Here is a 14818-nt window from a genome sequence, read left to right as displayed (position 1 = left end):
CCCATGGTTACCAACGGTAGTGAGCGAACGCCCGGTTGGACTCCGCCATACGATGTGTATCCTCGCGGCGCTTCACAGCGGCACCAAGGCCGTTGGAGGCATCAAGGATCTCGTTCATGAGGCGCTCGGTCATGCTGTTCTCGCGGCGCTGACGCGCGTAATCCACGAGCCAACGCAGAGCGAGGGTGGTGGAGCGGTTAGGCTTGACCTCAACCGGCACCTGATAGGTGGCGCCACCAACACGGCGGGAGCGAACCTCCAGGGACGGACGAATGTTATCCAGCGCGCGCTTGAGCACCGTCAGAGCGTCCTGATCAGACTTCTCTGCAACACCCTTGAGGGCATCATAAACAATGCGCTCTGCGGTGGACTTCTTGCCGTCACGAAGAATGCGATTAACCAGCTGGGTCACCACGGGTGAACCGTAAACTGGATCGTTAACGAGTGGGCGCTTGCGTACAGGTCCCTTACGTGGCATTACTTCTTCTCCTTCTTCGCACCGTAGCGGCTACGAGCCTGGCCACGGGACTTCACACCCTGGGTGTCGAGTGCGCCGCGAACGATCTTGTAGCGAACGCCGGGGAGATCGCGAACGCGCCCTCCACGGACCAGAACGATGGAGTGCTCCTGAAGGTTATGACCTTCACCCGGGATGTAAGCCGTGACCTCGATGCCGGATGAGAGGCGAACACGAGCAACCTTACGCAAAGCCGAATTCGGCTTCTTCGGGGTGGTCGTGAATACGCGGGTGCAAACTCCGCGGCGCTGAGGACTCCCCTTGAGGCCTGGCGTCGAAGCTGCACTCACCTTGCTGCTGCGTCCCTTACGGACCAACTGCTGAATAGTGGGCACTATTTCTCCTGAAATGTTCTATTGACACAAAGATGTTCGCCAGGACCGAATGCACACCGCTGCTTCACGTCTGCTTCGGAAGATTTGCCTCTGCAATCGTGTCGGACCCGCGAACGGGCAACCTACATAAGAGTAGCCGCATCTCTGGTATAGCGTCAAAGGATCAGGGCTAGGGGTGGTAGGAAACACAGCGATTGCGCGGTTCCGTGTTGGGGGCGGCCACCATCCCCGCAGAATTGACGCAACCCCGGGGTGCCTCCCCGCAGAATTGACGCAACCCCGGATGATGGAGTCCGCCGCCGGGATAGAAGGAGGGACGGACGGGGATTCCTCCCCGTCCGTCCCTCCCGAACTACCTATGGCTCTCGGACTAGTAAGCCCCGTAGCCAGCGGTCAGATCGAAATCTGGGTAATCGCCATAGCGATACACATCATCGAACGGCTCAAGATCCGAGTGGTTAAACCCGTTATTCTTCTCGAACTCGATGCGAGCATCGGCGGTGGGCTCAACCTCAACGTGGCGAAGCTCCTCAAGGCCAGTTCCGGCCGGGATGAGCTTACCGAGGATCACGTTCTCCTTAAGACCGGAGAGCGGATCGCCCTTGGCATTGAGCGCGGCTTCGGTGAGCACCTTGGTGGTCTCCTGGAAGGATGCGGCGGACAGCCACGAATCCGTTGCCAGAGAGGCCTTGGTGATACCCATGAGCTCCGGACGGCCGGAGGCGGGCTTGCCGCCCTCTGCCATCGCAGCGCGGTTCTCATCCTCAAACACGGAGACATCAACGAGTTCGCCCGGAAGCAGCTTCGTGGTGCCGGCCTCGAGAATGGTGATGCGGCGAAGCATCTGACGCACGATAACCTCGATGTGCTTATCGTGGATCTCCACGCCCTGGCTGCGGTACACATCCTGAACCTCGTTCACGATGTGCTGCTGAGCCGCCTTGCGGCCGTTGATTCGGAGCACCTTCTTGGGATCAACCGAACCCTCGACAAGCTGCTCGCCAACGCTCACATGACCGCCCTCTTCCACGCGCAGCTTGGCGCGCTTGGTGACCTGATAGGTGATGTCATCATCGCCGTCGTCCCTGATGATCGTGAGGCGGCGCAAACGCTCGCCATCCTCGATCTCGAGGCGTCCTGCAGCTTCCGCGATCGGAGCCTCGCCCTTCGGGGTACGTGCCTCGAAGAGCTCCTGGACACGGGGAAGACCCTGCGTAATGTCGTCTGCCGAAGCCGAACCACCGGTGTGGAATGTACGCATCGTCAACTGGGTGCCTGGCTCACCAATGGACTGGGCAGCCACGATACCTACGGCCTCGCCAATATCCACCAGCTTGCCGGTAGCCATCGAACGGCCGTAGCACTTCGCGCAGGTACCGATCCGGGACTCACAGGTCAGGACGGAGCGGACGCTAACTTCGGTCACGCCGGAAGAAATGAGCTTCTCGATCACAACGTCGCCAAGGTCTGTACCCGCGGCCGCGATGATGTTGCCATCGGCGTCGGAGATATCGCGGGCCAAGGTGCGTGCGTACACGGAGGTATCGAGCTTCTCGTCTGGAACCAAGTTGCCCTCGGCGTCCGGTGCCGCGATGGCCTTGGTTAGGCCGCGGCGCGTGCCACAGTCCAGCTCGCGCACGATAACGTCCTGCGATACATCCACGAGGCGACGGGTCAGGTAACCGGAATCGGCGGTACGAAGAGCCGTATCGGCCAGTCCCTTACGTGCACCGTGAGTGGCAATGAAGTACTCGAGAACCGAGAGGCCTTCACGGTAGTTGGACTGGATCGGGCGGGGAATGATGTTTCCACGAGGATCGGCCACCAGACCACGCATACCGGCGATCTGACGGACCTGCTCCCAGTTTCCACGAGCGCCCGAAGAGACCATGCGGTTCACCGTATTGGATGAATCGAAGTTCTCGCGCATCTTCTCCGCGATCTCGTCCGTCACGGAGGACCAAAGATCAACGAGGTCGCGGCGGCGATCCTCGTCCTCAATACGTCCAGTGAGGAACTGGTGCTCGATGCGAGCCGCGTCTTCCTCTGCCTTAGCAAGAATGGCTGGCTTGGATTCGGGAACCACAACGTCCGTCACGGCAATGGTCACGCCGGAACGGCCTGCCCAGTAGAAGCCGGTGGACTTGAGGGCGTCAAGCGAGGCGCCAACGGCAACCTTCTCGTAACGCTCCGCGAGCTCATTGACAATCGCACCCAAGAGCTTCTTGTCCACAACGTCGTTAACGTAGGGGAAGTCCGTTGGCAGCGTGTCGTTGAACAGCGCGCGCCCGAAGGTGGTCTCCAGAATGAGATCGTCACCCTCCTCAAAGCTTTCCGGTGCAACCCAGCCCCGTGGCGGCACAACATCGGCCTCAAAGCGGATGTGGCACGTGGCGTTCATATCCAGTTCACCAAGATCAAAGGCCATCTGGGCCTCGCTCACGGAAGAGAAGTAACGGCCTTCGCCCTTGACTCCCTCGCGCAATGAGGTCAGGTAGTACAGACCGATGATCATGTCCTGAGAAGGCATGGTGACCGGGCGGCCGTCCGATGGCTTCAAGATGTTGTTGGCCGAGAGCATGAGGATACGAGCCTCAGCCTGCGCCTCCACCGAGATGGGGAGGTGAACGGCCATCTGATCGCCGTCGAAGTCCGCGTTGAAGGCGCCACACACGAGCGGGTGCAGGCGGATCGCCTTGCCCTCGATCAGCTGCGGCTCAAACGCCTGAATACCGAGGCGGTGCAGCGTTGGTGCGCGGTTGAGCAGCACCGGGTGCTCCTGAATAACCTCTTCCAGAACGTCCCACACTTCGGAGCGCTGACGATCAATCAGGCGCTTCGCGGCCTTGATGTTCTTAGCGATCTCCAGATCAACGAGGCGCTTCTGTACGAACGGCTTGAACAGCTCGAGTGCCATGATCTTGGGCAGACCACACTGGTGCAGCTTGAGCGTTGGCCCAACAACGATAACCGAACGGCCCGAGTAGTCCACGCGCTTGCCCAGAAGGTTCTGGCGGAAGCGGCCCTGCTTGCCCTTGAGCATGTCAGAGAGGGACTTGAGCGGCCGGTTTCCGGCGCCCTGAACGGGACGGCCACGGCGGCCGTTATCGAACAGTGCGTCCACGGCTTCCTGAAGCATGCGCTTCTCGTTGTTCACCATGATCTCGGGGGCGCCAAGATCAAGCATGCGCTTCAGTCGGTTGTTGCGGTTGATGACGCGGCGGTACAGATCGTTGAGATCCGAAGTGGCGAAGCGGCCACCGTCCAGCTGCACCATGGGGCGCAGATCCGGTGGGATCACGGGCAGGGCGTCCAGCACCATGGCCTCGGGCTTGGTGCCCGAGTGCAAGAAGGCGTTAACCACCTTGACGCGCTTGAGGGCGCGTGCCTTGCGCTGTGCCGTGCCGGTCTCAATAACCTCGACCAGGTGATCGTGTTCGGCCTGCAGATCAAAGTTCTGGAGGCGCTTCTGGATAGCTTCGGCGCCGCGGGCGGCGGAGAAGTAATCAGAGTAGCGGGTCTCCATCTCACGGTAGAGATCCTCATCTCCCTCAAGGTCTCCGACCTTCAGCTTGGAGAAGCGCTCCCACACGCCATCGAGGCGCGCGATGTCCTGATCTGAACGCTTGCGGATCCGGCCCAGCTCGGTTTCGGCTGAACGCTTGATCTTGTTCTTGGCGTCAGACTTGGCGCCCTCGGATTCGGCGGCGGCAAGATCGGACTCGAGTGCCTGCTGGCGCTCTTCCAGATCAACGTCGCGTGCCTTCTCCAGAGCGGCCCGCTCAAGCTCATACTCGGACTGGAGGGTGGGCATGTCATCACGGCGTGCCTCGGCATCAACTTCGGTCACCATGTAGGCGGCGAAGTAGATGACCTTCTCCAAGTCCTTTGGAGCGATATCAAGCAGGTACCCAAGGCGAGAGGGAACTCCCTTGAAGTACCAAATATGGGTGACTGGGGCGGCCAGCTCAATGTGGCCCATGCGCTCACGGCGCACCTTTGAACGCGTGACTTCTACGCCACAGCGCTCACAAACAATCCCCTTGAAGCGCGGACGCTTGTACTTTCCGCACGCACACTCCCAGTCACGAGTTGGACCGAAAATACGCTCGCAGAAAAGGCCATCCTTTTCCGGCTTCAGGGTACGGTAATTGATGGTCTCCGGCTTCTTCACTTCGCCGTGGGACCATTCACGGACATCGTCCGAAGTTGCCAGCGCGATGTGGAGCTGGTCGAAACGATTGACGTCGAGCAAGATTCCTACTTCCTCAGGTTCTGCACCGTTACGTTCTTCATTGTGGAGCCGACTCGGGAGGGTGCCGGGTGGGCGCGGGACCCGGCCCCCTCCCCCGTGAGTCTTAGAATTCTGCTCCAGATGTCAGATCCTCAAGCCCGGTAGGCATTTCCACGGGCTCAGGGGTTTGGAACTGGTCTTCTTCATCGTCCTGCAGGTCAATTGCTTCACCCGCAGAATCGAGGGCTTCAACATTCAGGCACAGCGAACGCATTTCCTGAATGAGTACCTTGAAGGACTCGGGAATGCCTGGCTCTGGGATGTTATCGCCCTTGACGATGGCTTCGTAGACCTTGACGCGGCCAACGGTATCGTCGGACTTGATCGTCAGCATTTCCTGCAGGGTGTGCGATGCGCCGTACGCTTCAAGCGCCCACACCTCCATCTCACCGAAACGCTGTCCACCGAACTGAGCCTTACCACCGAGCGGCTGCTGGGTAACCATGGAGTATGGGCCCGTGGAGCGCGCGTGGATCTTATCGTCCACGAGGTGATGCAGCTTGAGCATGTACATGTAGCCAACGGAAATCGGCTCGGGGAACGGATCACCCGTACGCCCGTCCATCAACCGTGCCTTGCCATATTCGTTGACGAGTACGTCGCCATCGCGGTTAGGCCGGATGGACGTTAGCAGGCCGTTCAGCTCGTCGGCCAGCAGGCCGTCAAACACAGGCGTTGCCACGTGGGACTGGGGTTCGCCCGTCACCGTGTTTTCAGGTAGGCGAACTGCCCACTCTTCGCCGGCTTCGCGTGCCTTCGATGCATCCCACCCCTGGCTGGCAACCCAGCCCAGATGGAGTTCGTAAACCTGACCCAAGTTCATTCGGCCAGGAACACCAAGCGGGTTCAGGATGATGTCAACCGGAGTTCCATCTTCCATGAACGGCATGTCCTCGATCGGAAGGATCCGGGAGATGACGCCCTTGTTACCGTGGCGCCCAGCCATCTTGTCACCAATGGTGATCTTGCGGCGCTGAGCAATGTAAACACGCACGGTCTCATTCACGTCCGCAGCCAGCTCATCGTTGTTGTCCTTGGTGAACTGACGAACACCAATAACGATGCCGGACTGGCCGTGGGGCACACGCAGGGAGGTATCGCGAACTTCCTTGGCCTTCTCTCCGAAGATTGCGCGGAGCAGGCGCTCTTCTGAGGTTAGCTCCGTCTCTCCCTTCGGGGTGATCTTGCCAACCAGGATGTCCCCGGCCTGAACCTCTGCACCGATGCGGATAACGCCGTGCTCATCAAGATGAGACAGCATCTCCTCGGAGACGTTCGGGATGTCGCGAGTGACTTCCTCGGGGCCAAGCTTGGTGTCGCGGGCATCAACCTCGTGCTCCTCGATGTGAATCGAGGTCAACAGATCGTCCTTAACACAACGCTCGGAGAGGATGATCGCGTCCTCGTAGTTGTAGCCGTTCCATGACATGAAGGCCACCAGGAGGTTCTGGCCAAGCGCGAGCTCACCACCTTCGGTTGCCGGGCCGTCCGCAAGCAGCGTTCCGATCTCAACGCGATCGCCCTCGGATACAACAACCTTCTGGTTGGTGCAGTTACCCGGGTTCGAGCGATCGAACTTGATCGTCTTGTAAAGGGCACGCGTGCCGTCATCCTGCTCAACGTGGATCGCATCCGCGTCAACCTCGGTGACAACACCGGCTGCCTTAGCTACGGTGACATCGCCGGCGTCAACCGCCGCGCGCATCTCCATACCCGTTCCAACGAACGGAGCGGTTGGGCGCAGAAGCGGCACAGCCTGACGCTGCATGTTCGCTCCCATGAGGGCGCGGTTAGCATCATCGTGCTCCAAGAACGGGATCATGGCCGTACCAACCGAGCACATCTGGCGCGCGGACACGTCCATGTAATCGATCTCGTCCGGAGGAACTAGGCCGGGCTCTCCACCAGGCATACGGCACAGTGCCTCCTCCTGAAGGAATTTGCCTGAAGCATCCAGAGGAGCCTCGGCCTGAGCGATGACGGCTGCATCTTCGTCGTCGGCCTGAAGGTACTTAATCGTACTGGTAGCAACCCCGTCCGTAACCACGCGATACGGCGTCTCAATAAAGCCGTAGGGGTTAATACGGGCGAAGGACGCAAGTGATCCAATCAGACCAATGTTCGGGCCTTCAGGTGTCTCAATCGGGCACATGCGGCCGTAGTGGGACGGGTGGACGTCTCGAACTTCCATGCCGGCGCGATCGCGCGAGAGGCCGCCGGGGCCAAGCGCGGACAGGCGGCGCTTGTGCGTCAATCCCGCCAGCGGATTGTTCTGATCCATGAACTGGGAAAGCTGAGAGGTTCCGAAGAACTCCTTGATCGCGGCCACGATTGGGCGGATGTTGATCAGGGAGGACGGTGTGATCGCTTCGGCTTCCTGCGTGGTCATACGCTCACGTACCATGCGGTCCAAGCGGGCAAGGCCGGTGCGGACCTGATTCTGGATGAGTTCGCCAACGGCGCGGATGCGGCGGTTACCGAAGTGATCGATATCGTCGGTCTCGGTGGGAACCGGCTTGCCGTCCTCCGCGCACAGGACTTCGGACTGACCGGCATGGAGTGCCAGCATGTAGCGCAGAGCCGCCGTGATGTCCTCAATACCAAGCTGGCGCGCGCCAGAATCCTCGGGCAGCCCAAGCTTCTTGTTGATCTTGTAGCGGCCCACGTGGGCGGTATCGTAACGCTTCGTGTTGAAGTAGAAGTTGTTCAGCAGGGTGCGGCCGGCTTCTGCCGTGGGCGGCTCGCCCGGGCGCAGCTTGCGGTATAGGTCCTGCAGAGCCTCTTCCTGCGTGTGAACGGTGTCCTTTTCCAGCGTGTCAATCAGAGCCGGGAAATCGCCGAACGTCTCGCGGATCTCGCTCTCGGACAGGCCGAGTGCCTTGAGGAAGACCGTCACGGACTGCTTCCGCTTGCGATCCACGCGCACGCCCACGGCGTCACGCTTATCGATCTCAAACTCCAGCCAGGCTCCACGCGACGGAATGACGCGGGTGGAGAAGATGTCCTTATCGGAAGTCTTATCGGCTACACGCTCAAAGTACACGCCGGGCGAACGCACCAGCTGAGAAACAACAACACGCTCGGTACCGTTGATGATGAACGTACCGCGCTCGGTCATAAGCGGGAAGTCACCAATGAAAGTGGTCTGAGACTTAATTTCACCAGTCTCATAGTTCTGGAACTCTGCCGTGACATAGAGAGGTGCCGAGTACGTCAAGTCACGCTCACGGCATTCCAAGATCGAGTACTTGGGATCTTCCAAGTGTGGGGACGAGAGCACGAGGCCCATCGTTTGAGCCGCGTTCTCGATAGGTGAAATCTCTTCGAAGATTTCCTCCAGTCCGGATTGTTCACCCGGATGCTCGGCTGCCCACTTGAGTGAGCCGATGAGCCAGCCGAAACTATCTGTCTGCAGCCCCAGCAGGTCCGGGACCTGCAGCGGCTCAGTGATCTTTGCAAAGGAAGCCCGGTCTACAACCGGCTTACCATGAGCAGCGGAGAGCGAATAGGTGCGCGAAGCAGCCAAAGGGGGATCCTTCCCTGACGTTGGTAAGGCGTTGGCGCCAACGCCCCAGAATTCCAACGTTCCGGCCTCAGGACTTCCGTCCCCAGGTCCGGCAATTGGACACAACTGTAGGTATGCTGGCGCAAGTATCTAATGTACACCCGCCCAATGTCGCGGTCCACCCTCACGCACTGTGGAAGCCGTCACGGCTCCTCGCTGAGCCTCAGCAAACTGTTCCACACCTGCCGCCCATATGCAAACGTTCGCCCGGTGGGTCGGCGCGTTTCGTTGCCGTTGTTGATAGTACGTAGGTATCTTTACCCACGACGTCCCATCCCGCCACCTCCCTATCTCCTCCGTGAACCGGCCACGCAGGCAATCCCCAAAAAGAACGCAGGACCTCCGAAGAGATCCTGCGTTCCTGAGCTTTGTAGCAATCACGAGCGGCTAAGTGCCGCTTGCATTACTTGAGGGTGACGGATGCGCCAGCGGCCTCGAGCTGCTCCTTAGCCTTCTCGGCTGCGTCCTTAGCGGCGCCCTCGAGCACTGCCTTAGGAGCGGAGTCAACCAGATCCTTGGCTTCCTTCAGGCCGAGCGAGGTAAGTGCACGCACTTCCTTAATCACTGCAACCTTCTTGTCGCCAACGGAATCGAGGACAACATCGAAGGAATCCTTCTCTTCCTCGGCAGCCTCAGCAGCGCCGCCAGCGGCGGGGGCTGCAGCAGCAGCTACGGGAGCAGCGGCGGTAACGTCGAACTCCTCCTCGAATGCCTTAACGAACTCGGAAACCTCAACGAGGGTGAGCTCCTTGAATGCTGCGATGAGCTCTTCAGTCGTGAGCTTAGCCATGATGGCCTACCTTTCTTATCCTGCTACGCGAGCAGATGTTTCTGTTTGCTTGGGGCCGCGTTAGGCAGCCGCTTCTTCCTGCTTCGCGCGCAGGGCATCGACGGTGCGGACCGCCTTGCTTGCTGGCGCGTTGATAACGAATGCCGCCTGGTACATGACAGCCTTGAGCACACCTGCAGCCTTGGCGAGCAGAACCTCGCGAGACTCCAGATCAGCGAGCTTGAGGACGCCTTCAGGAGTGAGCACGTTGCCCTCCATAGCGCCGCCCTTGATCACTAGTGCGGGGTTGTCCTTGGCGAAATCGCGCACTGCCTTCGCTGCTTCCGAAACCTCACCGGTAACGAATGCGATGGCGGTTGGGCCAGCGAAAAGGTCATCGAGACCCTCAATGCCAGCTTCCTTAGCTGCGATCCGAGCCATTGTGTTCTTGGCGACCTTGTACTCCGCGCTGGCACCCATCGCGCGACGCAGCGATTGCAGCTGCGCAACGGTTAGCCCGCGGTATTCAGTGAGCAGCACGGCATTGGCGTTCTCAAAGGACTCCTTGAGCTCGGCAATCGCTGCAGACTTGTCGGTCCGTGCCATTGGGCCTCCTTCCGGTCGTGAATGCCGCAGGAAACCAAAAAAGCCCTGTGCAGGCGGCACAGGGCTAAGCTCTTCGAGCTAAACTCAGTTCTCACCTGCGCTGGCACTCTAAGGTTTATCCCCCGAAGGGAGACCTGCGGTCTTCGGCAAGCTTTAGATTACGGGCGCCGTGGCTGGACGGTCAAGCCAACCGGAGCCTTCGTGATGCAGTTCTCCCCAACCGGCCGCTCCACGATAGCCATCTCAAGCTCCTTCGGGCACCCGTTCCGTAATTGGCGCAGGCACCGTCCCAATCTGCCCCGCGATCCGGTGGATGAGCATGTCCAGCGCCACGAGGTTTCGCCCACCTTCGGGCACGATGATATCCGCGTTGTGTTTGGAGGGTTCAACGTAGAGCTCATGCATCGGCTTAACTGTTTCGAGGTACTGCTTTTCCACCGATTCCAGGGTGCGCCCGCGATCAATCACGTCGCGCTTGATGCGCCGAAGAATACGAACATCGGCATCGGTATCCACGAACAGCTTGATGTCTAGCAGCGAGCAGATGGTGGGATCGGCAAAGATGAGGATTCCCTCGACGATCACCACGTCGGCAGGTTCAATGTGTTCGGTCTGATCGGATGGGTTATAGATCGAATAGTCGTAGATAGGCGATTCAATGGCCTGCCCAGAAATCAGTTTGCGCAACTGTGCCGCCATCAGCGCCGTATCGAACACGTCCGGCGAATCCCAGTTGATCCGCTTCCGCTCCTCGTAGGTCAGATCTGGAAACGCCCGGTAGTAGTTGTCATGGTATATAACGCTGGTTTTGCCGGGAAACGCGTCCGTGAGCGCCCGGGTCAAAGTCGTTTTCCCACTCCCGGTGCCGCCCGCAATCCCGATTACCAGCGTATTCATGCTCAGCCCTTCTTTTCTGACGACGACGAATCCTCCGGCCCGATACTACTTGCTTCCGGGCAGTGCTTCCGAGCTTTCCTTCCGAGCTGCCACCCACCCTCCCTCACCAGATTGCGGCAAAACTGCCGTAGAAACACCGGGGTTGCGTCAAAACTGCAGTAGAAACACCGGGGTTGCGTCAAAACTGCAGTTGGGGCGTGGGCACCTTGGAGATTGAAAGCATCTCCTCCCCTAGCCTAGGAGGCATCCACACTTGTCAGGCTGCGAGTCTTTGAAACATCACGCGTCCCACCACGGCCGCAATGGATACCAGTGCCCCAACGAATCTTCGCCGGGACGCACTGCGAGGAACTGGTGGATCTGCAGGCTGTTCGTTTCAAAGGAGTATCGGGCACCAGACATGTACAAGCCCCAGAGCAGCGCCGTTTCACGCCCGGCCTCTTTCATGCACTCGTCCCAATTGGCCTCTAGGTTCTCGCACCAATGCTGGAGCGTGAGGGCGTAGTGCTGGCGCAGGGATTCCTCATGGATGATCTCTAGGCCGGCATCGCCCAGGTGTGTCATGACCACGCCGGGAGCAGCCAGCTCACCGTCTGGGAAAACATATCGATTGATGAACTTTCCCGCGTGCTGGCCCTGTTTCGAATCGCGCCGGGTGATCTGATGGTTGAGCAGGCGCCCACCCGGGCGTAGCAGAGAGTACATCTTGGCAAAGTACTCATCGTAGTGTGCTACTCCCACGTGTTCCATCATGCCTAGCGAAGCCACCCCATCGAAGTCCTTTTCTTTCACCTCGCGGTAGTCCATCACCCGTGCCTCGGCCAAGTCAGACAGCCCTTCACGAGCAATCCAATCGTTCGCCCATTCTGCCTGGGGTGGAGAAAGCGTCACGCCAATGGCGCGGATGCCGCGGTGAGCGGCCGCAACAAGTAGAGAGCCCCATCCGCAGCCGATATCTAACAGCCGGTCACCGGCCGCTAAATCGAGCTTGTCTAGGACAAGGCGCAGTTTGTTGACTTGAGCCTCCTCCAAGGTTGTTTCCGCTTCCGGGAAGCAGGCGCAGGTGTAAGTCATGGATGGGCCAAGCACCTTGGCGAAGAATTCGTTGGAGCGATCGTAGTGGGAGGTGACGGTTTCAGAGTCTCCCTCTTCTGAGTGGGGGATCACCCCGTGCAGGATTCTCTCCCACGCCGGCTGTTGCTCCGATTCTGGCGGCTTGGGAGGAAGGAACCCCTTGGCCCCGATGCTCTTGGTGATACGCAGAGCGTCCTGACGGCTCGGGGCATGGAAGGAATCGGACAAACTTGCCAGCGCTTCGAACGCCGGATAGGGGTTAGCCGGGTGGACGCCACTGGCCGTGAGCTCGCCGCTAACGTAGGCACGGGCGGCACCCAGATCATTCGGCGCAGAGGCTAGGTATCTCAAACCACGCGGACTCACCAGGTGAAGTGCGAATTCTGCATCCTCTGGGCCCGTAGCCGAGCCGTCGTACGCTATGATTCGAGCAGGCAGCGGCGGATGGGTCACGGCCTCAACAATCTGCGCAATGGTCATGGGCTTAGCCTCATTATCTGGCATACTGCTTCCTCCTTCAATGGATTCCGCCACCCACCCTGATCGCGGTTGGTTCCCGTTCCATAGTAGTACTTACGTATGTTCTTTCTAGGGCCTATCGCTTAGACGCCAGAATGAACGGAGCACCAGAATAGAAAGAAGGCCCACCCGAGTTACCCCGGGCGGGCCTTGCTTATCTTCCTAACCTAGGAGGCATCCTCACTGGTCAGGTTACGAGTCTTCGTGGTGTCCAGCGGGATACCGGGGCCCATCGTTGTGGAGATCGTGCCCTTCATGAGGTAACGGCCCTTCGAGGTGGCGGGCTTCAGGCGCAGGATCTCTTCCTGAGCCGCCGCGTAGTTCTCTACGAGCTGCTGAGCATCAAAGGAGGTCTTACCAATGATGAAGCCGAGGTTACCGTTCTTGTCCACGCGGAACTCCACGCGGCCACCCTTGATGTCATTGACAGCCTTGGTGACGTCCATGGTGACGGTGCCGGTCTTAGGGTTCGGCATGAGGCCACGAGGGCCAAGCACGCGGCCGAGACGGCCAACCTTGCCCATGAGATCGGGGGTTGCAACCGCAGCATCGAAATCGACGTAGCCACCGGCTACCTTCTCGATGAGTTCGTCGCCACCAACCTCGTCGGCACCGGCGTCAATGGCTTCCTGTGCACGCTGGCCAACGGCGAAGACGATGACCCTTGCGGTCTTGCCGGTGCCGTGCGGAAGATTGACGGTTCCACGGACCATCTGGTCCGCCTTGCGGGGATCCACACCGAGGCGGAACATAACCTCAACGGTGGAATCGAACTTCGTGATCGAAGTTTCCTTCGCGAGGCGCACTGCCTCGAGTGGGCTGTACTGCACGCCTTCGACGATCTTCGCCGCGGCATTGCGATAGCTCTTTGAGCGCTTAGCCATTCTGCTTTCTCCTTATTGAGCAGTTGTGGTTAACGGGCCTGCGCAGGCCCTTCCACAGGTTGCACCACGAGGGTGCGATGATCAGATAGCGTCTGTTGTCAGACCCATTGAACGCGCGGTGCCAGCAATGATGCGGGCGGCGTTATCGATATCGTTGGCATTGAGATCGGGCTGCTTGGTCTGAGCGATCTCGCGGAGCTGATCAGCCGTGACGTGACCAACCTTGTCCGTGTGAGGCGTACCAGAGCCCTTTGCAACGCCGGCGGCCTTCTTCAGGAGTTCAGCGGCAGGCGGGGTCTTGAGTTCGAAGGTGAACGAGCGATCCTCGTACACGGTGATCTCAACTGGAACAATGTTTCCACGCTGGGCTTCTGTTGCGGCGTTGTACGCCTTGCAGAACTCCATGATGTTGACGCCGTGCTGGCCCAGCGCGGGGCCAATCGGCGGAGCAGGAGTAGCTGCACCAGCTGGAATCTGGAGCTTAATGTAGCCCGAAACCTTCTTCTTCGGTGGCATGTAGGGTCCTTTTCTTCATACTTCACTGCCGCAATGGCATGAGCGGCAGGCGGCAGCGCGCCGGTGTGGCGCGGCAGCCAGCCTTCGAGCATACGCGCTTTGGTGGGAAAAGCCGAGTTCGGCTAATCCTCCTTGCGCACCTGGCTGAAGGCCAGTTCTACGGGGGTTTCCTGACCCACGAGGGTCATAAGCACGGTAAGCCGCTGATTAGCGGCATCCACGCTGGAAACCGTGGCGGGCATTCCAGCCCACGGTTCAGATGTAAGTGTGACGGATTCGCCAACCTCGTATGGCGAAATCGTTGCTGGTTCGGCGCCGGTAGGCGCACCAGCGGCCTTCGCTTCGGCTGCTGCTTCTGCTTCCACAACGGGGGTCAACATGGTGACAACCTCGTCATCCTTCAGGGCAACAGGCGTGCGTCCGTTACCAACAAAGCCGGTGACTCCGTTGGTGGACTGGACAACGCGCCACGCATCGTCCGACATCTCCATACGAATGATGACGTACCCGGGCATCCGCACGCGAGAGACCAGCTTGCGCTGGCCACGGCGAACCTCGAATACCTCTTCCATCGGCACTTCGATCTGGAAGATGAAATCCTCCATATTCATGGAGTGGATACGAACTTCAAGATCCTGCTTAACGCGCTTCTCGTAACCGGAGTAGGTATGGAGAACGTACCACTGGCCGTCTAAGCCCTTGAGCTTGGCACGAATGTCAGCTTCAGAGAGCACACCGGACTGTTCTGTCTCAGCGGCCGAGGCCCCCTGTTCGGTGGCTTCAGGTTCGGTGGCCTCGAACGTCTCCTCTTGGGCCTCGGGCTCGAGGATATCTTCAGGCAC

The 14818-nt window shown here is 59.5% G+C and carries 11 protein-coding genes; all 11 read right to left on the bottom strand.

Annotated elements, in window-relative coordinates; all coding sequences use genetic code 11:
* Window positions 1-7 precede the first annotated feature (7 nt).
* Window positions 8-478: a 30S ribosomal protein S7 gene (gene rpsG, locus DD236_RS03435; RefSeq protein WP_109092946.1), complete on the bottom strand. Its 471-nt coding sequence runs from the start codon at window positions 476-478 to the stop codon at window positions 8-10.
* Entirely contained in the window at window positions 478-852 is a 375-nt protein-coding gene (rpsL, locus tag DD236_RS03430; protein WP_109092945.1) for a 30S ribosomal protein S12, read from the bottom strand. The genes rpsG and rpsL overlap by 1 nt, the downstream gene beginning before the upstream one ends.
* Before the next feature lie 370 nt (window positions 853-1222).
* Window positions 1223-5107: a DNA-directed RNA polymerase subunit beta' gene (locus DD236_RS03425; RefSeq protein ID WP_109092944.1), complete on the bottom strand. Its 3885-nt coding sequence runs from the start codon at window positions 5105-5107 to the stop codon at window positions 1223-1225.
* A 103-nt stretch (window positions 5108-5210) separates the two neighbouring features.
* Entirely contained in the window at window positions 5211-8672 is a 3462-nt protein-coding gene (gene rpoB / locus DD236_RS03420; RefSeq protein ID WP_109092943.1) for a DNA-directed RNA polymerase subunit beta, read from the bottom strand.
* A 442-nt stretch (window positions 8673-9114) separates the two neighbouring features.
* On the bottom strand, window positions 9115-9501 hold the full coding sequence (rplL, locus tag DD236_RS03415) for a 50S ribosomal protein L7/L12 (protein WP_109092942.1): 387 nt from the start codon (window positions 9499-9501) through the stop codon (window positions 9115-9117).
* A gap of 60 nt (window positions 9502-9561) precedes the next feature.
* Complete coding sequence (gene rplJ / locus DD236_RS03410) at window positions 9562-10086, bottom strand: 50S ribosomal protein L10 (RefSeq protein WP_109092941.1); 525 nt, start codon at window positions 10084-10086, stop codon at window positions 9562-9564.
* A 243-nt stretch (window positions 10087-10329) separates the two neighbouring features.
* Window positions 10330-10983 (bottom strand): uridine kinase, encoded by a 654-nt coding sequence (udk, locus tag DD236_RS03405; RefSeq protein ID WP_109092940.1) that lies wholly within the window; start codon window positions 10981-10983, stop codon window positions 10330-10332.
* Window positions 10984-11262: 279 nt separating this feature from the next.
* Window positions 11263-12561 (bottom strand): SAM-dependent methyltransferase, encoded by a 1299-nt coding sequence (locus DD236_RS03400; RefSeq protein WP_109092939.1) that lies wholly within the window; start codon window positions 12559-12561, stop codon window positions 11263-11265.
* Window positions 12562-12743: 182 nt separating this feature from the next.
* Window positions 12744-13460 carry a 50S ribosomal protein L1 gene (gene rplA, locus DD236_RS03395; RefSeq protein WP_109092938.1) on the bottom strand — a complete coding sequence of 239 codons (717 nt, stop codon included), beginning with the start codon at window positions 13458-13460 and terminating at the stop codon, window positions 12744-12746.
* An 81-nt stretch (window positions 13461-13541) separates the two neighbouring features.
* The gene (gene rplK / locus DD236_RS03390) at window positions 13542-13976 is read right to left on the bottom strand and encodes a 50S ribosomal protein L11 (RefSeq protein ID WP_109092937.1); all 435 of its coding nucleotides are present in this window, start codon (window positions 13974-13976) and stop codon (window positions 13542-13544) included.
* Window positions 13977-14098: 122 nt separating this feature from the next.
* Window positions 14099-14818, bottom strand: a complete 720-nt coding sequence (gene nusG, locus DD236_RS03385; RefSeq protein ID WP_109092936.1) for a transcription termination/antitermination protein NusG — start codon at window positions 14816-14818, stop codon at window positions 14099-14101.

The sequence above is a fragment of the Ancrocorticia populi genome (assembly GCF_003123745.1).
Classification (GTDB): Bacteria; Actinomycetota; Actinomycetes; order Actinomycetales; family Actinomycetaceae; genus Ancrocorticia; species Ancrocorticia populi.
Note: the sequence above shows the minus strand (reverse complement) of the source record. Positions and strands in the feature narration are given on the sequence as shown.